The organism is Nocardioides sp. CPCC 206347 (genome assembly GCF_048654605.1).
GTDB lineage: Bacteria > Actinomycetota > Actinomycetes > Propionibacteriales > Nocardioidaceae > Nocardioides.
In genome coordinates, this window is the sequence record NZ_JBMCYZ010000001.1 from 1 (window position 1) to 20311 (window position 20311).

Here is a 20311-nt window from a genome sequence, read left to right on the forward strand (position 1 = left end):
CAATCATATTGCCGAAACCACACACCAACCACCCAAAGGCAGTCAGCGCAAAACAGTCACAACAATCTATATGCATGACACACTGTTGAGTTCTCAAGAATCAGACGCACTCGCGCTTCGCCAGCCTCTCGGCCAGGTCTGTCGCGGGGCAACCTGTGAAACCTTACCCGTGTCGTTTCCCCTCGTCAACTCGGCGTGACCGCCATGTCTTGAAGCTCTTCGACTCGGTGCCCAGACGTGCTTCAACCTCGTTTTTGCGTCCGATCCAGAGGATCTTCGGCCGAGTTTCTGCTGCGTTCTGCGGCAAGACGGAACATTACCAACACGTGTCCCCCCGGTTGCAAATCGGGGGGCACCTTGAGCTTCCAGGAGGCTCGTTCCACGCTCAGCTGAGCGTGGAACGGAGCTCCTGGGACCGTGCACGGAGGTCGTTCAGCTGCTCGCGGACCCGGACCGGAGCCGTGCCGCCGCGGCCGTCACGGGACGCCACCGACCCTTCGACGGTCAGGACGCTGCGCACCTCGGGCGTCAACGCCGGCGAGATCGCGGCGAACTGCTCATCGCTCAGCTCGTCGAGCTCGATGCCCAGTTCCTCGCAACGTCGTACACACGCACCGGCCACCTCGTGGGCGATGCGGAACGCGACGCCCTCGCGCACCAGCCACTCGGCGATGTCGGTCGCCAGGGAGAAGCCCTGAGGAGCCAGAGCCGCCATCCGGTCGGTGTTGAACACCAGGGTGGCGACCTGGCCGGTGAACGCAGGGAGCAACACCTCGAGGGTGTCGACCGAGTCGAACACCGGCTCCTTGTCCTCCTGCAGGTCCCGGTTGTAGGCAAGCGGCAGGGCCTTGAGCGTGGTCAGCAGCCCGGTGAGGTTGCCGACCAGTCGCCCGGCCTTGCCCCTGGCCAGCTCGGAGATGTCGGGGTTCTTCTTCTGCGGCATAATGCTCGACCCCGTCGACCACGAGTCGTGCAGGGTCACGAAGTCGAACTCCCTGGTCGCCCAGAGGATCACTTCCTCGGCGATCCGGCTGATGTCGATGCCGGTCTGTGCCGTCACGTAGGCGAACTCCGCGACGAAGTCGCGCGACGCCGTGCCGTCGATCGAGTTGGCGGTGGAGCTGGTGAACCCGAGCTCACGTGCGACCAGCTCGGGATCGAGGCCCAGGCTCTGCCCGGCCAGTGCCCCGGAGCCGTACGGCGAGTCCCCCGCCGTACGACGACGCCAGTCCCCCAGCCGTTCTACATCACGCAGCAGGGCCCACGCGTGGGCCAGCAGGTGGTGCGACAACAGGATCGGTTGGGCGTGCTGCAGGTGCGTGCGCCCCGGCATGATCGCCGGCACCTCACCGAGATGGGCGTCGGCCTGTGTGGCGAGGGCGTCGACCAGGTCGAGGACGAGCCGCCCCACGGAGACCGAGTGGTCGAGCAGGTAGCAGCGGAAGAGCGTCGCGATCTGGTCGTTGCGCGAGCGCCCCGCACGGAGCCGGCCACCGACGTCGGCGCCGACCTCGTCGATCAACAACCGCTCCAGCGCACCGTGCACGTCCTCGTCCGACGGGTCCGGCTGCAACGACCCGTCGGAGAAGCGGGCAGCGAGCGCGTCGAGGCCACGGTGCAGCTCGGCCTCGTCGGCCGGCGTCAGCAGGCCCGCAGCGCCCAGTGCCTTGGCGTGCGCGTGCGAGCCGGCGATGTCGTAGAGGCCAAGGCGCCAGTCGAAGTGCGTCGAGCGCGACAGCGCGTCGAGCTCCGGCGAGGGGCCGCCGGCGAACCGGCCACCCCAGAGCTTGCCCGTGTTGGTCTCGCCGCTCATGTCGTTCCTCCCCGGACGTGCGCGATCGCCGTCCGCATCTGCTCCATCAGCCGCGGGTCGACCGCACGACCGTCGTCTTCCAGTTCCTCCGGGGTCCACCATCGCGCCTCGAAGATCGATTGCGCCTCGAGCACGTCGAGCCCCTCGAAGCTGACCGGTGTCTCGTCGAGCGCCACGGCGAACAGGGTGGAGTCGTTCACGTAGTCCCGACCGTCCCAGGCGAACTCCACCTCGAAGGTGCCGAAGGGCTCTCCGAGGTCGGCGGCCCGGACGTCGATCCCGGTCTCCTCGCGGAGCTCGCGGACGCCGGCCTCGGCCAGGGACTCCCCCGGGTCGACGGCGCCACCGATCGTGAACCAGTAGCGGACGTCCGGGAGTGCGGGATCGCAGCCGAGCAGCAACAGCACCTTGCTGTCGCTGCTCACGGGCAGCACCCGCGCCACCGTCCGGCGGGTCGGTTCAGCGTGCATCAGTCGGTTCCGGACTCCATCGCGACGTCTTCGAGGATCGCCTCCGCTTCCAGGCCACCGTCCGGGTTGGCGGTGATCTGGTCGTAGCCGCCGGGCGGCAGCTCACCGAAGAGCGTGCCGTTCTCGACCAGCACCTGCCCCTGGTCCAGCGGCTGTGCGGCGTACAGCTCCAGCTTGGCGCGGGAGTCGGCGATGTCGAGGTTGCGCATCGTCAGCTGGCCGATCCGGTCGGTCGGGCCGAAGGCAGCGTTCTCGACGCGCTCCATCGACAGCTTCTCCGGGTGGTAGGAGAAGTTCGCGCCCTCGGTCTTCACGATCGTGTAGTCGTCCCCCCGGCGCAGGCGCAGCGTGACCGTGCCGTTGACGAGCGAGGCGATCCATCGCTGGATGGACTCCCGGAGCATGAGGGCCTGCGGGTCCAGCCAGCGGCCTTCGTAGAGCAGGCGGCCGAGCTTGCGGCCCTCGAGGTGGTAGTTCGACAACGTGTCCTCGTTGTGGACCGCGTTCAGCAGGCGCTCGTAGGCAGCGAACAGCAACGCCATGCCGGGGGCTTCGTAGATGCCCCGCGACTTGGCCTCGATGATCCGGTTCTCGATCTGGTCGGACATGCCGAGGCCGTGGCGTCCGCCGATGACGTTCGCTTCCAGGACGAGGGCCACCGGGTCGTCGTACCGACGGCCGTTGAGGGCGACCGGACGTCCGGCCTCGAAGGTGACCGCGACGTCCTCGGTCTCGATGGCGACCGACGGGTCCCAGAACTTCACGCCCATGATCGGCTCGACGGTCTCGAGCGAGACGTCGAGGTGCTCGAGGGTCTTCGCCTCGTGGGTGGCACCCCAGATGTTGGCGTCGGTGGAGTACGCCTTCTCGGTCGAGTCGCGGTACGGCAGGCCGTGGGCGACCAGCCACTCGCTCATCTCGTGGCGGCCACCGAGCTCGGTGACGAAGTCGGCATCGAGCCACGGCTTGTAGATGCGCAGCTCGGGGTTCGCCAGCAGGCCGTAGCGGTAGAACCGCTCGATGTCGTTGCCCTTGTACGTCGACCCGTCGCCCCAGATGTTGACGTCGTCGGCCTGCATCGCGCGCACCAGCATGGTGCCCGTGACGGCGCGGCCGAGCGGCGTCGTGTTGAAGTAGGCCTTCGCACCGGACCGGATGTGGAAGGCGCCGCACGCGAGTGCAGCCAGGCCCTCCTCGACCAGCTGCGACTTGATGTCGACGATGCGGGCGATCTCGGCGCCGTACTCACGGGCGCGCTCCGGGACACCGGCGATGTCGGGCTCGTCCGGCTGCCCGATGTCAGCCGTGTAGGTGCAGGGCACGGCGCCCTTGTCGCGCATCCACGCGACGGCGACGGAGGTGTCGAGGCCGCCGGAGAAGGCGATACCAACGCGCTCTCCCACGGGCAGGGAGGTCAGGACCTTGCTCAACTGTCGTTCCTTTCGGGCTCCGTGCGCTCTGCAAGGGAGGTGAATCGGTGGGCCAGTGCTGCTCCCCCGGCGGGGTCGCGGCCGATGACCAGGACGGTGTCGTCGCCGGCGATCGTGCCGAGGACGTCGTGGTCCGCACCGACCTCGGCCTTGTCGATGGCACTGGCGAGGAACTGCGCGGCCCCGGGAGGGGTGCGCAGGACGACGAGGTTGGCGCTCGCCTCGGCGCTGACGAGGAGCTCGGCGCACAGGCGCGAGAGGCGTTGGTGGGCAGCGCCGCTCTCGGCGGACACCGGCGTCCGGTCGCCGCCTTCAGCGGGTACGGCGTACACGAGGTTGCCGGACGCTGCCCGGACCTTGATCGCGTCGACCTCGACCAGGTCGCGGCTCAGCGTCGCCTGCGTGACGTGCACGCCGCGGCCACCGAGCAGGTCGGCCAGCTCGGGCTGCGAACGCACCTCGCGGCTCTCCAGCAGCTCGACGATCAGCGCCAGCCGGGCGTTCTTCGTCAACGGCGTCAGGGCGTGCTCACTCATGGTCCGCCTCCAGCCGGGCGGGGTCCTGGAGCCAGGCCATCACGGCCTTCTGCGCGTGCCGACGGTTCTCGGCCTCGTCCCACACCACGCTCTGCGGTCCGTCGATGACCTCGGCCGCGATCTCCGAGCCGCGGTACGCCGGCAGGCAGTGCAGCACGATCGCGTCGGCACTCGCGTGGGCGACGAGGTCGGGGGTGACGGCGTAGGGCCCGAACACCGTGCGCCGGGCGTCCGCCTCGGCCTCCTTGCCCATCGAGATCCAGGTGTCGGTGACGACCACCTCGGCTCCGGCGACGGCCTTGACGGGATCGCTCTCGGACACCGCCGAGCCACCCGTCGTGGCAGCGATCTCGCTGGCGCGGGCGAACATGGCTTCGTCGGGGACGTAGCCTTCGGGACCGCTGATCCGCACGTGCATGCCGGCCGTCGCGCCGGCGAGCAGCCACGAGTTGCCCATGTTGCAGGCGCCGTCGCCGAGGAACGCGACGGTCAGCCCGGCCAGTGCACCCTTGTGCTCCTGCACGGTCAGCAGGTCCGCGAGCAGCTGGCAGGGGTGGAAGTCGTCGGTCAGCGCGTTGATGACGGGCACGCCGGACATCGCCGCCATCTCGTCGAGGCTCGCCTGCGCGTAGGTGCGCCACACGATCTGGGACGCCTGGCGGCCGAGCACCCGGGCGACGTCGGCGATCGACTCCCTCTTGCCGATGCCCGCAAGGCCCCCGTCGACGAGCATCGGGTTGCCGCCGAGCTCGGCGATGCCCGCGGAGAAGGACGCCTGGGTACGCAGCGTCGCCTTGTCGAAGATCATCGCCACGGTGCGCGGACCGGCCAGCGGCTTGTGGTCGTACGGTGCGGCCTTGAGGCTCGCGGCGAGTGCCAGCACCTCGGCTTGCTCGACGGGAGTCAGGTCGTCGTCGCGAAGGAAGGAGCGCGTCATGCCGACACCCCGGCGTGGTCCAGGATCTGCGGCCACGCAGCCAGGAAGGAGTCGGCGTCGGCCTCGGTGAGCACCAGCGGCGGCGCCATCCGGATCCGCTCCGGTGTCGCCGCGTTGACGATGAACCCGGCATCCTGGGCGGCCGACGCGACCTCGGCCGACTTCGGCTCGGCGAGCGTCAGCCCGACCAGGAGGCCCGCGCCTCGCGTGTCGATGACCCGGGGATCGGCGACCAGTCCGTCGCGAAGACGGGCGCCCATCGCCGTCGCGTGCGCGAGCAGGCCGTCGGACTCGATCACGTCGAGCACGGCCAGCGCTGCCGCGGCCGCGACCGGGTTGCCGCCGAAGGTCGTGCCGTGGTTGCCGGGATCGAACAGCTTGCCCGACCCGTGCGTGGCGATGCACGCACCGATCGGGATGCCGCCGGCCAGGCCCTTGGCCAGGGTGACGATGTCGGGCACCACGGGTGCGTCGACGAGGTCGGGGTGCTGGTGGGCGAACCACGCGCCGGTGCGGCCGACTCCGGTCTGGATCTCGTCGAGCCAGAGCAGCGCGCCGTTCTCGTGCGCGATCCGCTGTGCAGACGGCAGGTAGTCGCGAGGCGGCACGATCACGCCGGCCTCGCCCTGGATGGGCTCGATGAGCACCGCGGCCGTCTGGTCGTCGACGGCGGCTTCCAGAGCGGCCACGTCGCCGTACTCGACGAAGACGACGTCGCCGGGCAGCGGCTCGAAGGGCTCGCGGTAGGCGGCCTTCGAGGTGAGGGCGAGGGCGCCCATCGTGCGGCCGTGGAAGGAACCCGTCGTCGCGACGATCTTCGTCCGGCCCGTACGACGGGTCAGCTTGAAGGCCGCCTCGTTCGCCTCGGCACCGGAGTTGGTGAAGAAGACGCGAGTCTCGACCGGCTCGACCAGCTTGCCCTGCAGCAGCTCGCCGAGCTTCTCGGCGAGGGTGATCTGCGGACCGCTCGCGAAGAAGTTCGAGATGTGGCCGAGCGTCTGGAGCTGGTCGGTCACGGCCGCGACCAGCCGCGGGTGGGCGTGGCCCAGCGCGTTGACAGCGATCCCGCCGAGCAGGTCGACGTACTCCCGGCCGTCGGCGTCCCAGACGTGCGCGCCCTCGCCGCGGGTGAGGACGAGCTTCGGCAGGCCGAAGGTGTTCATCAGTGCGCCGGCGTACCGCTCGGTCCACTCGGCCTGGCTCTGGGGCGTGCTCATGACTGTGTTCATGACTGGGCCTCCCGGGCCTTGCGGGTCTTCGTGGTCACGCCGGGCAGCACCTGGGTCCCGATGCCCTCGTCGGTGAACAGCTCGAGGAGGACGGCGTGTGCCTGGCGGCCGTCGACGACCGTGGCCCGCTTGACTCCCCCACGCACGGCCTGCAGGCAGGCGTCCATCTTGGGGATCATCCCGCTGGCCAGTGTCGGCAGCAGCTCCTCGAGCGCCTCCGGGCTGATCTCGCCGATGACCTCGTCAGGGTTGGGCCAGTTGAGGTACAGCCCCTCGACGTCGGTGAGCACGAGCAGCTTCTCGGCGCCGAGCGCGGCAGCGAGCGCTGCGGCCGCCGAGTCGGCGTTGACGTTGTGGATCACGCCGTCGATGTCGGGCGCGACGCTGGAGACCACGGGAATCCGACCGGCCTCGATGAGGTCGAGGACGGCTTCGGGCCGCACCTTCGCGACCTCGCCGACCAGGCCCAGGTCCACCTCTTCGCCGTCGACGACCGTTCCGGTCTGCTCGGCCGTGAACAGGCCCGCGTCCTCACCGGACAGGCCGACGGCCAGCGGGCCGTGCTCGTTGATCAGGCCCACCAGCTCGCGCTGCACCTGGCCGACGAGGACCATCCGGACCACGTCCATCGCCTCGGGCGTGGTGACCCGGAGGCCGCCGCGGAACTCGGACTTGATGCCGAGCCGGTCGAGCATCAGCGAGATCTGCGGTCCGCCACCGTGCACGACGACCGGGCGGAACCCGGCGAAGCGCAGGAAGGCGATGTCCTCGGCGAAGGCCCGCTTGAGGGTGTCGTCGGTCATGGCGTTGCCGCCGTACTTCACCACGACGATCTTGCCATGGTACGCCTTCAGCCACGGGAGGGCACCCGCGAGCGTCGCGGCCTTGAACGGGTCGGCGGCCGGGGGCCGCACCTCGTCGGTGTTCGACATCTTCTGGTCCTCGGTCATGAGCTGTAGGCGCTGTTCTCGTGGACGTAGGCGTGGGTGAGGTCGTTGGTCCACACCGTCGCCTCGGCGTCGCCCGACTTCAGGTCGATGGTGACGGTGACCGCCCGCGGTGCGAGGTCGACGAGGTCGCGGCTCTCGCCGGGTCCGCTGTTGCGGCACACCCAGACGTCGTTGATCGCGACGTCGAGGTTGGCCGGGTCGAAGGTCGCGGTCGTCGTACCGACGGAAGCGAGGACGCGTCCCCAGTTGGCGTCCTTGCCGAACACGGCTGCCTTGAACAGGTTGCTGCGGGCCACGCTGCGTCCGACCTCGACGGCCTCGTCCTCGGTCGCGGCGCCGAGCGTCGTGATCGTGATCTCGTGGTCCGCGCCCTCGGCGTCCGCCAGCAACTGCTTCGCGAGCGACGTGCACACCTCGGTCAGCGCGGCGGTGAAGTCGTCGAGCGACGGTGTGACGCCGGACGCGCCGCTGGCCATCACCGTCACGGTGTCGTTGGTGGACTGACAACCGTCGGAGTCGAGCCGGTCGAAGCTCACCCGGGCTGCAGCGCGGAGCGCGGCGTCCAGGTCAGCAGCAGGGACGACGGCATCGGTCGTGATGACGACGAGCATCGTGGCCAGCGCGGGGGCGAGCATCCCGGCGCCCTTGGCCATCCCGCCGATGGACCAGGCGTTGTCGGGGCCCTGGACGACGACCTGCTTGCTGACGGTGTCGGTGGTCATGATCGCCTCGGCCGCGTCGTTGCCACCTTCGGCCGAGAGCTGGCCGTGCACGGTGTTGACGCCGGCGAGCAGCACGTCGCGGTCGTTGGCCAGGCCGATCAGGCCGGTCGAGCAGACGACGACGTCGATCGCGCCGATGCCGAGCAGCGTGCCGACCTCCTCAGCGACCCGGTGGGTGGTGATGAAGCCCTCGGGGCCGGTGTAGCAGTTGGCGCCGCCGGAGTTCAGGACGACGGCACGCACGGTGCCGTCCTGGACGGCCTGCTCGCTCCACAGGACCGGGTTGGCCTTGCAGCGGTTGCTCGTGAAGACGGAGGCGGAGTCGAAGGTGGGGCCCTGGTTGACGACGAGGGCGAGGTCCTTCTTGCCGGTGGACTTGATGCCGACGGCAGCACCGGCGGCAACGAAGCCGGCGGGGTGGGTGACGCTCATGGTGATGGCCTTTGCAGGTGTGCGATTACTTGGCGGGGACGGCGAGGGCAACGGTGTGCCCCGATCGTCGCCACGCCTCTTCGGCACGGTTGGCCTGCGAGGCCGGCACCAGGATCCAGTCGGTGTCGAACGTCGAGATGGTGAAGACGCTGATCCCGTCCTCGGCGAGCGGGGTCAGCAGGGCGACCAGCACGCCGGCGAGGCCGAAGTCGAGCGGACCGTTGACGCTGAACGCGGTGAACGGCTTCTCGTGCCGCGCCTTCTTGGGGACGCTCCGGCCCGCGCAGACCAGCGAGGTCTCGGTCGCCGTGGCGGTGATGGAGAAGATCGAGGACGACTCGGCCCACTCGGGGATCTCGGCGCCGGCAGCCAGGCGCACGACGGCGAGGGTCTCGGGGAACCTCGAGATGCCGTACGACGTCGCGGGGGTCTGGTCTGCCTGGTCGGTCGCTTCGGTCTGCTCGGTCATGGTGCCAGTCCTACCGTGGTGAGGCCCGTGGTCTCGTCGAGTCCGAGGGCGAGGTTCATGCACTGCACGGCGGCGCCGGCGGTGCCCTTCGCAAGGTTGTCGATCGCGCCGACGGCGACCAGCCGGCCGGCCACGGGGTCGACCGTGACCTGGATGTGGACGGCGTTGGAGCCGAGCACGGACTGGGTCTGCGGCCACTGGCCGGCGGGCAGGACGTGCACGAAGGGCTCGTCGGCGTACGCCTTGGCATAGACCTCGTGGGCCTCCTCGGCGCTGACCTCGCGGGCGAGTGGCGCCGAGCAGGTGGCGAGGATGCCCCGCGACATCGGGACGAGCAGCGGTGTGAAGCTCACCTTGACGGCAGCCGGTCCTCCGGCGACGAGCTTGCCGAGGTTCTGGGTGATCTCCGGCGTGTGCCGGTGGACGCCACCGACGCCGTACGCGCTGGCGTTGCCCATCACCTCACTGCCGAGCAGGTGCGTCTTCGCGGCCTTGCCGGCACCGCTGGTTCCGGACGCGGCCACGACGACGACGTCGGGAGTCACCAGGCCCGCGCCGACTGCCGGCGCGAGCGTCAGGGACGAGATGGTCGGATAGCAGCCAGGGACGGCGACCCGCCGTGCGCCCCGCAGGGCGTCCCGGTTGCCGGGGATCTCGGGCAGCCCGTAGGGCCAGGTGCCCGCGTGCGGGGAGCCGTAGAACCGCTCCCAGTCCGCGGCGTCCTCGAGCCGGAAGTCGGCTCCGCAGTCGATCACCACGACGTCGGCGTCAGCAGCCGAGAGCTCCTCGGCGAGCGCACCGGACTGGCCGTGGGGCAGACCGAGGAAGACGACGTCGTGTCCGGCCAGCACCTCGGCGGTCGTCGGTTCCAGGATCCGGTCGGCGAGCGGCAGCAGGTGCGGCTGCAGCGACCCGAGGGTCTCGCCCGCGTTGCTGCCCGCGGTGAGCGCGCCGATCTCGACGTCAGGGTGGCCGAGGAGGAGGCGCAACACCTCACCGCCGGCGTACCCACTGGCGCCTGCGACGGCGACCCGTACCTTGCTCATGTGCATGAATATACACAGTCATGCATGAAAAGGTGCATGGGGTGTCAGGTCAGCGCTGCACTGCTCCCGTGCGCTCGCTGGCAGCGGCCACTGCGGCCGTGCGGGCAGCGCTGGTCTCGGCCTCGGTCAGCGTCCGGTCCGGCGCCCGGAACCGCAGCGCGAAGGCCAGCGACTTGTGGCCCGCACCGATCTGCTCGCCGGTGTAGACGTCGAAGAGCCGCACCGACTCCAGCAGCTCCCCCGCACCCTCACGCAGGGCGGCCTCGACCTCCGCGACCGTCACCGAGTCCTCGACGACCAGCGCGACGTCCTCCTTGGCCACCGGCATGGTCGAGAACTTCGGTCCGGGCGTGACGTCCGGAGCAGCTGCCATGAGCGCATCCAGGTCGATCTCCAGGGCCGCGCTCCGAGGCGGCAGGCCGAACGCCTTGCAGACCGAGGGGTGCAGCTCGCCGGCGTGGCCGAGCTCGACCTCGTCGATCGTGATGAGGGCGCATCGCCCCGGGTGCCACGGCATCCGGGCTGCCGCGTTGACCTCGACGCTGACACCGATCTCGTCGGCGAGGCGGCGCACGACGGCCAGGGCGTCGGCCCAGCCGGCCTCGACTCCGGCACCCCACCAGCCCGACCGCGTCCGCTCCCCCGCGAGCACGACGGCAAGGTGCTGCGGTTGCACGGGCAGGGCCTCGAGCAGCTTCTCGAGCTCGGCCTCCGTCGGACGGGCGTGCACGCCGTAGATGGGTGCCGGACCGTTGTCGGAGGGGAACGCGACGGTGCCCGTCTCGAACAGGGCGACGCTGGTGGTGCCGCGACCGACGTTGCGGCCGGCGGCCTCGAGCAGGCCCGGCAGCAGCGTGGTCGTGTAGCCGGGCTCCTCGCTGGACAGCGGGTTGGCCAGGCCGACGGTGTTGCGCAGCGGGTCGTCGGCGGGGAGCCCGAGCTTGTCGAAGGTGGTCTCACCGGCGAACGGGAAGCTCACGACCTCGACGCAGCCGGCACCCGCGAGGGCGCGGCCGATCTGTCGGCGCAGGCGCTGCGTGCGGGTCAGGCCCCGGCCGGTCGCACGCCGCGGCAGCACGCTGGGCACCTGGTCGTAGCCGACGATCCGGACGACCTCTTCGACCAGGTCGTAGGGCTCGTTGATGTCGGGACGCCAGCTCGGACCGGTGACGTCGATCGTGTCGGCGCCGTGCTCGGTGACGACGGCGCCGATCGCACGGAGGTGCTCGACCGTCGTCATCGCCGAGATGTCGATGCCACTGAGGCGAGCGGGCAGGTCGGTGGCCACCTGGATGGTGGGGCGCTCGGGGGCCGTGCCCACGAGGGTGAAGCCGGGCTCGGCCGTCGCGCCGCCGTACTCGACGAGGAGCTCGACGACCCGGTCGGCGGCAGCGGCCGGGAGCAGCGGGTCGACCCCACGCTCGAAGCGCTTGGACGCCTCGGACGGCAGCTTGTGGCGCTTCTGCGCCCGGAAGATCGTGGTCGGGTCGAAGTGTGCGGCCTCGATGACGATGGAGGTCGTCGTGTCACTGATCTCGGAGTCCGCGCCGCCCATCACGCCGGCGATGCCGATCGGCCCGCTGTCGTCGGCGATGACCAGGTCCTCGACGGTGAGCTCGCGCACGACGTCGTCCAGCGTCGTGATCTTCTCGCCCGCGTTGGCGCGGCGGGCCCGGATCGGTCCGGCCAGCTTGTCGCGGTCGTAGCAGTGGGTCGGCTGCCCGAGCTCGATCATGACGTAGTTGGAGACGTCGACAGCGAGGGAGATCGAGCGCATGCCGTACTGCTCGAGACGCCGCTTCATGAAGTCCGGGGACGCAGCGGCCGGGTCGAACCCCGTCACCACGCGGGTCGTGAACACGGGGCACCCGGCGGGGTCCTCGATGAGGACCGGGTAGGCCTTGCCGTCGACCTCGGGCACAACGCGTTCGGCGGGGTCGGTGAACGGCAGGCCGAAGCCGAGAGCCGCTTCGCGCGCAACGCCGCGCAGGGAGAGTGCGTAGGCCCGGTCGGGGTTGATCTCGAACTCGATGACCTCTTCGCCGAGGCCGAGCAGGTCGAAGGCGTCGTCACCGGGGGCACCGGCGTCGGCGGGCAGCACGATGATGCCGTCGTGGTCGTCGGACAGGCCGAGCTCGGCGGCGGAACAGATCATGCCGGCCGAGAGGTGGCCGTAGGTCTTGCGCTCACTGATCGCGAAGCCACCCGGCAGCACGCCGCCGGGGAGCACGACGACCACGAGGTCGCCGGGCTCGAAGTTGTGGGCACCGCACACGATTCCCTGCGGCTCGCCCGAGCCGTTGGCGCCACCGACGTCGACGGTGCACCAGTTGATGACCTTGCCGTTCTTCTGCGGCTCGGGGTCGCGGGTCAGCACGCGGCCGATCACCAGCGGGCCCTGGATGTCCGCGCCCGCGGCGTGGATCCCCTCGAGCTTGAGCCCCAGCGCGGTCAGCCGGTCGGTGAGTACCTCGGTGGTCACCTCATCCGGCAGGTCGACGTACTCGCGGATCCAGGAAACGGGGGCCTTCACTAGAGCTCACTTCCGAATGCAGTGGTGAACCGGACGTCGCCCTCGAAGAGGGTGCGCAGGTCCTCGAGACCGTGGCGGAACATCAGGGTGCGGTCGATGCCCATGCCGAACGCGAAGCCGGAGTACTTGCTCGAGTCGATCCCGCAGGCCTGCAGCACGCGCGGGTTGACGATGCCGCAGCCGCCCCACTCGATCCAGCCCTCGCCACGACACGTGCGGCACGCGTCGCTGCCCGCGTCGTTCTGGCCCGTTCCGCGGCAGACGAAGCAGATCAGGTCGACCTCGGCGGACGGCTCGGTGAAGGGGAAGTACGACGGCCGGAACCGGGTCGTGATGCCTTCGCCGAACATCTGGGCGGCGAAGTGGTCGAGGGTGCCCTTGAGGTGCGCCATCGAGACGTCCTTGTCGATGGCGAGGCCCTCGACCTGGTGGAACATCGGCGAGTGGGTGGCGTCGTACTCATCGGTGCGGAACACGCGACCGGGACACACGACGTAGATCGGAGCGTCGTCGGTGACGCCGCGCGTGAGCATCGTGCGCGCCTGCACCGGGCTGGTGTGGGTGCGGAGCACGAGGTGGTTGTCGGCCGGCGCCGTCCAGAACGTGTCCTGCATGGTGCGGGCCGGGTGGTCCGGTCCGAGGTTGAGGGCGTCGAAGTTCAGCCACTCGGCCTCGATGACCGGGCCCTCTGCGACCTCCCAGCCCATCGCGACGAAGATGTCGGCAATCAGCTCGGCGCCCGTGGTCAGCGGGTGCCGGGCACCCACCGGGTCCCGGTCGGTCGGCAGCGTGACGTCGACGGCCTCCTCGACGAGGATCCGGGCTTCGTTCTCGACCTCGAGCACCGCCTGGCGGGCCGCGAGGGCCTGGTTGACCGCACCGCGCGCCTGCCCGATCCGCTGGCCTGCCTCCTTGCGGGCCTGGGGCGGAAGAGCGCCGATCTCGCGGTTGGCGAGGGCCAGTGGCGAGCGGTCACCGGCGTGCTCGCTGCGCACCGCCTTCAGCGCCTCGAGATCGGGGGCGGCAGCGATCGCGGCGAGAGCGGCGTCGCGCGCAGCCTCGAGCTCGGCAGGGCTCACGGCGGCGACCTCCACGGGGTCAAAGTCAGTGTTCGGTCCAGACATCAGGGGGCAAGTCTAGGAACCGCGGGTGCTCCACCGCGAACCGGTAACGCTTATGGGAACTGATCGGCGATCGTCGTGAGTCGTGCGACGTAGCCCGGCCAGTCGAATGCGTCAGGGATGTTGGTCGCCTCCGGCAGCATTCCGGTGGTCCCGTCGATCGCCTCACGCAGCACGTCGGCCTGGCCGGCGTGGCGTGCGACGTCGCTCATCACGTGGATCGCGATCCGGTGCAGCGACGTGGTCGCCCGCTCCTCGGGCCACCACGGCACCCGGCCCAGGGTGTCGAGCGACAGCTCGTCGAACGCTGCGTCAGCGAAGCTCGCCACACGACGGTAGAAGTCAAGGACGTGGGCCGTGCTGACCTCGGCGGGCACCCACCAGTCGGCCTGCGGATCGTCGTCGTAGACGTCGAGGGAGAGGTACGACGGATCGTCGGTGTCCGGCCACTCCCGGCCGAACGTGGGACCGAAGTAGCCGATCTCGACGTTCGCACAGTGCAGCACGATGCCGAGCAGGTTGGTGCCGGTCGGCGTACGCGGCAGTCGGACCTCTCGTTCGCCGAGCCCGTCCAGCTTCCAGACCAGGCCCTCCCGGGCCCGGCCCAGATAGGTTCGCAGGGCGTCGGCGGGTTGGCTCAGGTCGACCATCCGGCCATTGTGCACTCAGGCGTGGACAGCCACGGGCCACGCGGTGAGCACGCTCGCTCCGCCGCCTGGCCGGTCGTCGACGACGACGGTCCCGCCGTGCGCCTTCACGAGCCCGGCGACGATGTAGAGGCCCAGTCCCGATCCCCCGCCGGTGGCGGCGGTCCAGAACTTGGTGAAGATCCGTTTGCGGAGCTCGAGCGGGATCCCGTCACCCTCGTCGGTCACGGTGACCGCGACGTACGACGGATCGACCGACCAGGTGCCGACGTGGACCCGCACCGTCCCGCTGCCGTGCCGCACGGCGTTCTCGATGACGTTCGTGATGACCTGCAGCACCTTGTCGGGGTCGGCGTCGACCAGCGGCAGGTCCGGGTCGGACACGACCTCGATCGGCGTCGAGGTGACCACCGCGAGCGACAGGTGCACCTGTTCGGTCTTGGCGGCGAGGTCCGTGGGACGCCGATGCAGCTGCAGCCGCCCGGTGTCGATCCGCGCGACGTCGAGCAGCTCGGTGATCAGGCGGCTCAGCCGGTCGGCATCGGCACCGGCCGTGGTCAGCATCAACAGCTTCTGCTCGTCGGTCAGCTTGTCCCAGCGGTTGAGGAGCGCGTGCACGAATCCCTTGACGCCGGTCAGTGGCGACCGGAGCTCGTGGGCCAGCGTCGCGACGAGGTCGGAGCGGTCCCGGTCCAGTCGTGCCCGGCCGCGGCCCGAGCGCAGCGAGATCGCCACCGACTCCACGGACCGGATGGGGTTGGCGCCCGAGCGCCCGGGACGATGGAGCCGCGCCGCGACGAGGACCTCGGTGCCGTTGGGCAGCAGCCAGGTCTGCTCCGGGACACCGGTGCGCGTCGGCAGGCCGCCGTACGGCGCATTGACGTCGGTCCAGGCGAGACCGTCGTGATCGGTCAGGGCGAGCACGTCGTCGAGCGGCTGGCCGATGGCCTTGTCCGCATCGGCGTCGAGCATCTGTGCAGCAACGGTGTTGAGTGCCGTGACCTGGCCGGCGCCGTCGGCGATGACGACACCGTCGGGCAGCAGGTCGAGGGGATCGCTCATGCGGGGTCCCCGCGCCGTTGTTCGGGGGAGCGCAGCGGAGGAGAAGAACGGCGTGGGGTGCTCACCCAGCCATCATGGCGCGGGTGCTTGCGTAGAGACAGACCGCCGCGGCCGTGGCGAGATTGAGCGACTCGGCGCGACCCAGGATCGGGATGCTCACCCGGTGGTCGGCCAGCGCCGCCAGCTCCTCGGGAAGCCCCCACGCCTCGTTGCCGAAGAGCCACGCAGTCGGCTTGGCCAGCACCTCGTCGGCAGCGAAGAGATCGAGCTCTCCCCCGCCGACGGCTGCCAGCACCTGGTAGCCGGCCGCACGGGCAGCGGCGACGGCAGCAGCGGGATCCCGCTCCAGGGCGACCGGGAGGTGGAACGCGCTGCCCACCGACGCCCGGATGGTCTTCGGGTTGTGCAGGTCGACCGCGTCGCCGGCGAGCACGACGCCGGTGGCACCGGCCGCGTCCGCGCACCGGATGACGGTGCCCGCGTTGCCGGGGTCGCGGACGTCCGCGCACATGGCGAGCATCGGGAGCGGGTCTCGAGACGGTCGCAGCGCGAACTCCTCGACCCGCGAGACCACCGACGCGAGCGGGACGTCGAGGAAGTGACAGACCGCGACGAGGCCGGCGGGGCTGACGCTGTCGCTCAGCCCACCCATCGCCCGGTCATCGACGAGCGTGACGGGTGCGGCGCCGAGCAGGTCGGCGTACTCCTCGGCGGCAGCCGGAGTCGCGAAGACCTCGATCACGCAATCGGGGACGCCCAGCGCCCCCTCGACGGCCTTCGGGCCGTCGGCAAGGAAACACCGCCGCTCGGATCTCTCCGAACGGCGGTGCAATTTCCGTGCGTCCTTGACCCTGGTGTTGCCAGCGGTCAGGGGAACCATCGTCAGGCTCCGAAGATCAAGCAGAGACCTTGGGCGCGTTGACGTCCTCGGGCAGCGCGGCCTTCGCCTGGGCAACCAGGGCGTTGAAGGTCGACGGCTCGTTGACGGCGAGGTCGGCAAGGATCTTGCGGTCGACCTCGATGCCCGCCAGGTTCAGGCCCTGGATGAAGCGGTTGTAGGTCAGGCCCTCCGCGCGGGCAGCGGCGTTGATGCGCTGGATCCACAGGCGGCGGAAGTTGCCCTTGTTCTTCTTGCGGTCGTTGTAGCTGTAGACCAGGGAGTGGGTGACCTGCTCCTTGGCCTTGCGGTACAGCCGCGAGCGCTGGCCGCGGTAACCGCTGGCCCGCTCGAGGGTGGTACGACGCTTCTTCGCCGCGTTCACTGCGCGCTTGACGCGTGCCATCTTGTGCTCCTTGTTTCAGTGATCAGTGCGAAGGGCGGTCAGAGACCGAGCATCTTCTTCGCGCGCGGGACGTCGTTCTTGGCGACCTCGGTCGTTCCGCTGAGGCGGCGGGTGACCTTGGAGGCCTTCTTCTCCAGGTTGTGGCGCATGCCGGCCTTCTGACGAAGGATCTTGCCGCTGCCCGTCACCTTGAACCGCTTCTTGGCACCGGAGTGCGTCTTGTTCTTCGGCATATCTCTCGTCTCCTTGTTGCGAAGTTCTGTGGGACCCGGCATGCCGGGCCCAAGTCGTGTGGCTCAGGCTTCGATCTCGGGATCGAGGTTCTCCGAGCGACCCCGTTCCTTCTTCTGAGCAGCAGGCTTGATGGCCGTGCGCTCTGCCTGGGCAGCGCGCTCCTCGGCGATCTCGGCCTCGCGCTCGGCGCGAAGCTCTTCCTTGGCCGCCTTGACCTCGGCCTTGGCCTCGGCCTTCTTCTTGTGCGGACCCAGGACCATCACCATGTTGCGGCCGTCCTGCTTGGGGTTGGACTCGATGAAGCCGAGCTCCCCCACGTCTTCGGCCAGTCGCTGCAGCAGCCGGTACCCCAGCTCGGGGCGGTGCTGCTCGCGACCGCGGAACATGATCGTGATCTTGACCTTGTCGCCAGCCTTGAGGAAGCGCACCACGTGACCCTTCTTGGTCTCGTAGTCGTGCGCGTCGATCTTCGGCCGGAGCTTCATCTCCTTGATGATGACGTTGGTCTGGTTCCGTCGTGCTTCACGGGCCTTCTGGGCGTTCTCGTACTTGAACTTCCCGTAGTCCATGAGCTTGCAGACGGGAGGCTTGCCCATGGGGGCGATCTCCACCAGGTCCAGATCGGCCTCTTGCGCAAGCTTGAGTGCCTGGTCGGTGGAAACGATGCCCACGGTCTCGCCGTTGGGTCCAACAAGCCGGACCTCGGGAACCCGGATCCGCTCGTTGATGCGCAGCTCGGTGCTGATGTGTCCTCCAAACTCGTTCGGTCGGGAGTCCGCCACCACTTTTCCCAAGTGGAACTGGGAAAAGGAAAAGGCTCCCGCTAAAACAAGCGGAAGCCAGTAGCGAGCCCCGTCGTGCGACTCCGCTGTCGTGAGACAACGGAGAATGGGGCTCTCCATGGACCGGACCCGACAACCTGGCGGCCGTGCGGGTGGGAGACGATGGTGCTGGTCCCCGCTTGTGGATCGGCCCGCTCGCGAGAGCGGACTGATCGGTCAACGCCCGATGGTATCGGAGATGTTCCGCCCGGGGCTAATCCGCAACGTGGTCGTCCGGAGCGGTGCCGAGCCAGCCCCAGCCACCGTCCTCGAGCTGGACCGTCGTCCATCCCGACGCGACCCGGTGGAGGTCGTCGTCGGCGAGCGCGAACGCGTGCGGTCCGGCGACGTCGATGACCACCGCCGCGGCACCCTCCTGGACGGCCGTCGCTGCCGCCAGATGGGCAGCGACCGGCACGGGACGGGCCTGCGGGTCCCAGCGGGCGAGCGCGTCGAGATCGGTGAAGGCGAGCAGGGCGAGCCGCCCGTCGGCCCCGGTCAGGAGCACGGCGGCCATGTTGCTCGACTTGTCCGTGACGAGCGCGGTCCCGTCAGCGCCCACGGCACCCTCGCCCGTCTCGCCGAGGAGGGCGATCACGGGGACGATCAGTCGAGCGGGGGCGATCGCAGCGATGACGGCGGGGTACGGCGCCGACCCTTCGTCGTACTCCTTGAGGGCGATGGCCAGCGCTGCATCGGCACTTCCGTCGTCATCGACGTAGGCCGATCCTTCGAGGCGGCGCGCATCGGGGCGCTCGTTCGGCGGTTCGGTCACCGGAGGATCATGGCACTCATGGAAACATGACGACGTGCATCACACGTCTGTCGCGCGCAACCGCCTGGCGGCGCGCCTCGCCACGGCCGTCCGGGCCTGGCCCGACCCGCTGTCCACCCCCACGTTCGTGGTCGATCTCGACGCCTTCGACACCAACGCAGCGGACCTCGTCCGCCGGGCCGGCGGCACGCCGATCCGCGTCGCCTCGAAGTCGCTGCGGGTCCCGGCGCTGATCACGCGCGCACTGGCGATCGACGGCTTCGCCGGGGTGCTGGCCTACACGTTGGCCGAGGCCCTGTGGCTCGCCGACCAGGACATCAGCGACGACATCGTGGTGGCCTATCCCAGCGTCGACCGACGCGCTCTCTCGTCCCTGGTCGCGTCGCCCCGTGCCGCATCGCGGATCACGATCATGATCGACGACGTCGCCCACCTCGACGCGGTCGACGCCCTCCGCGCCTCCACCGCCGTCCCGATCCGCGTGGCGATCGACATCGACGCCGGCCTGCGCTGGGGCGGCCAGCTCGTCGGACCCAAGCGCTCCCCCTTGTACGACGTCGGGTCGGTCACCGAGCTCGCCCGCACCGTCATCGAGCGCCCGGGCTTCCAGTTCGTCGGCGTGATGACCTACGAGGGCCAGGTGGCCGGCGTCCCCGACGCCGTGCCGCACCAGCGCGCGAAGTCGGCCGTCGTGCGCAAGCTCAAGCAGCTGTCGATCGCCCAGCTCGAGGTCCGCAGGACCGCGATCGCCGAGGGCCTGCACGCGCTCGAAGGGCACGGCGGCCACACCGGACCGATCTTCTGGAACGCCGGTGGCTCGGGGTCGCTGGAGTCCTCGGCGGCCGACCCGGTCGTCACCGAGGTCACCGCGGGCTCCGGCCTCCTGGGGCCGACGCTGTTCGACCACTACCAGTCGTTCCATCCCGCTCCGGCCGCGTTCTTCGGGCTGCCGGTCACCCGCAAGCCGACCAGCGAGATCGCGACCGTGCACGGCGGCGGCCTGATCGCCTCCGGTCCGGCGGGCGCCGACCGTGCGCCGACACCGTGGGCGCCGGCCGGGCTGAGCCTGACCGGCCTCGAGGGCGCGGGTGAGGTCCAGACGCCGCTGGTGGGCACCAACGCACCGACCCTCGCGATCGGTGACCTCGTGTGGTTCCGGCACGCGAAGTCCGGTGAACCGTTCGAGCACGGCACCACCGTGCTGCTCGCCGACGGCGAGCGGTTCGTCGACGAGGTGCCGACCTACCGGGGACATGGCCTCGCCTTCTGAGGTCCTCGCTGCCGCCCTTGCCCGTCCGGCAACGCTGGGCGCCGGACGGCTGATCTGCATCGACGGCCTGGCCGGGTCCGGCAAGACCACGCTGGCAGCAGCGGTCGCAGAGCTCGCACCCGAGGCCGTCGTCATCGGGACCGACGAGATGCTCGAGGGCTGGCGCGGACTGCCCGGCCTGGGCGCGAGCATCGACGCGTTGCTGCGGCCGCTCGCGTCCGGCGAGACCGGTCAGTGGCGGCGGTGGGACTGGGTTGCCGACGGCTGGGCCGAGACGCGCGACGTCACGCCCGGCCCGTTGCTCATCCTCGAGGGCGTCGGCTCCGCTGCGTCGTCGTACGACGACCTGGTGACGTTGCTCGTCTGGGTGGAGGCCGATCGTGAGACCCGGCTGGCGCGGGGCCTGGCGCGCGACGGCGACGACCAGCTCGATCACTGGCTGACCTGGCTCGACGACGAGACGGCCCTGCACGAGCGGGAGAACACCCGGGCCCGTGCCGACATCGTCATCCGCACCTGAGCGCCCACTAG

Annotated in this window: 22 protein-coding genes; 3 read left to right on the top strand and 19 right to left on the bottom strand. The window is 70.0% G+C overall.

What is annotated here, in order from left to right:
• On the top strand, positions 1-199 hold a 199-nt coding region (locus ACOACQ_RS00005), incomplete at its 5' end, for a hypothetical protein (protein WP_420287333.1).
• Positions 200-385: 186 nt separating this feature from the next.
• Here the strand turns inward: ACOACQ_RS00005 and argH are convergent.
• From argH to ACOACQ_RS00100, 19 genes are all read right to left on the bottom strand, one after another.
• On the bottom strand, positions 386-1813 hold the full coding sequence (argH, locus tag ACOACQ_RS00010) for an argininosuccinate lyase (protein ID WP_420287334.1): 1428 nt from the start codon (positions 1811-1813) through the stop codon (positions 386-388).
• Complete coding sequence (locus ACOACQ_RS00015) at positions 1810-2283, bottom strand: NUDIX hydrolase (protein ID WP_378597155.1); 474 nt, start codon at positions 2281-2283, stop codon at positions 1810-1812. Before ACOACQ_RS00015 ends, argH begins: the two co-directional genes overlap by 4 nt.
• A complete protein-coding gene (gene argG, locus ACOACQ_RS00020) occupies positions 2283-3713 on the bottom strand; it encodes an argininosuccinate synthase (RefSeq protein ID WP_378597154.1) in 1431 nt (476 codons plus the stop codon). The genes ACOACQ_RS00015 and argG overlap by 1 nt, the downstream gene beginning before the upstream one ends.
• Complete coding sequence (locus ACOACQ_RS00025) at positions 3710-4249, bottom strand: arginine repressor (protein WP_182376135.1); 540 nt, start codon at positions 4247-4249, stop codon at positions 3710-3712. The genes argG and ACOACQ_RS00025 overlap by 4 nt, the downstream gene beginning before the upstream one ends.
• Positions 4242-5186: an ornithine carbamoyltransferase gene (argF, locus tag ACOACQ_RS00030; protein ID WP_420287335.1), complete on the bottom strand. Its 945-nt coding sequence runs from the start codon at positions 5184-5186 to the stop codon at positions 4242-4244. Before argF ends, ACOACQ_RS00025 begins: the two co-directional genes overlap by 8 nt.
• A complete protein-coding gene (locus ACOACQ_RS00035; protein ID WP_420287336.1) occupies positions 5183-6403 on the bottom strand; it encodes an acetylornithine transaminase in 1221 nt (406 codons plus the stop codon). The genes argF and ACOACQ_RS00035 overlap by 4 nt, the downstream gene beginning before the upstream one ends.
• An 8-nt stretch (positions 6404-6411) precedes the next feature.
• On the bottom strand, positions 6412-7347 hold the full coding sequence (argB, locus tag ACOACQ_RS00040) for an acetylglutamate kinase (RefSeq protein ID WP_378597152.1): 936 nt from the start codon (positions 7345-7347) through the stop codon (positions 6412-6414).
• Between the two features lie 14 nt (positions 7348-7361).
• Positions 7362-8519, bottom strand: a complete 1158-nt coding sequence (gene argJ / locus ACOACQ_RS00045; RefSeq protein ID WP_378597151.1) for a bifunctional glutamate N-acetyltransferase/amino-acid acetyltransferase ArgJ — start codon at positions 8517-8519, stop codon at positions 7362-7364.
• A gap of 25 nt (positions 8520-8544) precedes the next feature.
• Complete coding sequence (locus ACOACQ_RS00050) at positions 8545-8988, bottom strand: ACT domain-containing protein (protein WP_378597150.1); 444 nt, start codon at positions 8986-8988, stop codon at positions 8545-8547.
• On the bottom strand, positions 8985-10040 hold the full coding sequence (gene argC / locus ACOACQ_RS00055) for an N-acetyl-gamma-glutamyl-phosphate reductase (RefSeq protein WP_378597149.1): 1056 nt from the start codon (positions 10038-10040) through the stop codon (positions 8985-8987). Before argC ends, ACOACQ_RS00050 begins: the two co-directional genes overlap by 4 nt.
• A 43-nt stretch (positions 10041-10083) precedes the next feature.
• Positions 10084-12567, bottom strand: coding sequence for a phenylalanine--tRNA ligase subunit beta (pheT, locus tag ACOACQ_RS00060; RefSeq protein WP_420287337.1), 2484 nt, complete (start codon positions 12565-12567; stop codon positions 10084-10086).
• On the bottom strand, positions 12567-13691 hold the full coding sequence (pheS, locus tag ACOACQ_RS00065) for a phenylalanine--tRNA ligase subunit alpha (protein WP_420287338.1): 1125 nt from the start codon (positions 13689-13691) through the stop codon (positions 12567-12569). Before pheS ends, pheT begins: the two co-directional genes overlap by 1 nt.
• 50 nt (positions 13692-13741) lie before the next feature.
• A complete protein-coding gene (locus ACOACQ_RS00070) occupies positions 13742-14338 on the bottom strand; it encodes a DinB family protein (protein WP_378597146.1) in 597 nt (198 codons plus the stop codon).
• A 15-nt stretch (positions 14339-14353) separates the two neighbouring features.
• The gene (locus ACOACQ_RS00075; protein ID WP_420287339.1) at positions 14354-15397 is read right to left on the bottom strand and encodes an ATP-binding protein; all 1044 of its coding nucleotides are present in this window, start codon (positions 15395-15397) and stop codon (positions 14354-14356) included.
• Positions 15398-15458: 61 nt separating this feature from the next.
• Positions 15459-16277, bottom strand: a complete 819-nt coding sequence (locus ACOACQ_RS00080) for a TrmH family RNA methyltransferase (RefSeq protein WP_420287340.1) — start codon at positions 16275-16277, stop codon at positions 15459-15461.
• Between the two features lie 16 nt (positions 16278-16293).
• The gene (gene rplT, locus ACOACQ_RS00085) at positions 16294-16680 is read right to left on the bottom strand and encodes a 50S ribosomal protein L20 (RefSeq protein WP_378597143.1); all 387 of its coding nucleotides are present in this window, start codon (positions 16678-16680) and stop codon (positions 16294-16296) included.
• 38 nt (positions 16681-16718) lie between these two features.
• A complete protein-coding gene (gene rpmI / locus ACOACQ_RS00090) occupies positions 16719-16913 on the bottom strand; it encodes a 50S ribosomal protein L35 (RefSeq protein WP_378597142.1) in 195 nt (64 codons plus the stop codon).
• Positions 16914-16976: 63 nt separating this feature from the next.
• Entirely contained in the window at positions 16977-17696 is a 720-nt protein-coding gene (infC, locus tag ACOACQ_RS00095) for a translation initiation factor IF-3 (RefSeq protein WP_420287341.1), read from the bottom strand.
• 253 nt (positions 17697-17949) lie between these two features.
• On the bottom strand, positions 17950-18510 hold the full coding sequence (locus tag ACOACQ_RS00100) for an SseB family protein (RefSeq protein WP_378597140.1): 561 nt from the start codon (positions 18508-18510) through the stop codon (positions 17950-17952).
• Positions 18511-18544: 34 nt separating this feature from the next.
• Here ACOACQ_RS00100 and ACOACQ_RS00105 point away from each other — a divergent pair, with 34 nt between their 5' ends.
• On the top strand, positions 18545-19780 hold the full coding sequence (locus ACOACQ_RS00105) for an amino acid deaminase/aldolase (RefSeq protein WP_420287342.1): 1236 nt from the start codon (positions 18545-18547) through the stop codon (positions 19778-19780).
• Positions 19764-20300 (top strand): uridine kinase family protein, encoded by a 537-nt coding sequence (locus ACOACQ_RS00110; protein ID WP_420287343.1) that lies wholly within the window; start codon positions 19764-19766, stop codon positions 20298-20300. The genes ACOACQ_RS00105 and ACOACQ_RS00110 overlap by 17 nt, the downstream gene beginning before the upstream one ends.
• Positions 20301-20311 lie beyond the last annotated feature (11 nt).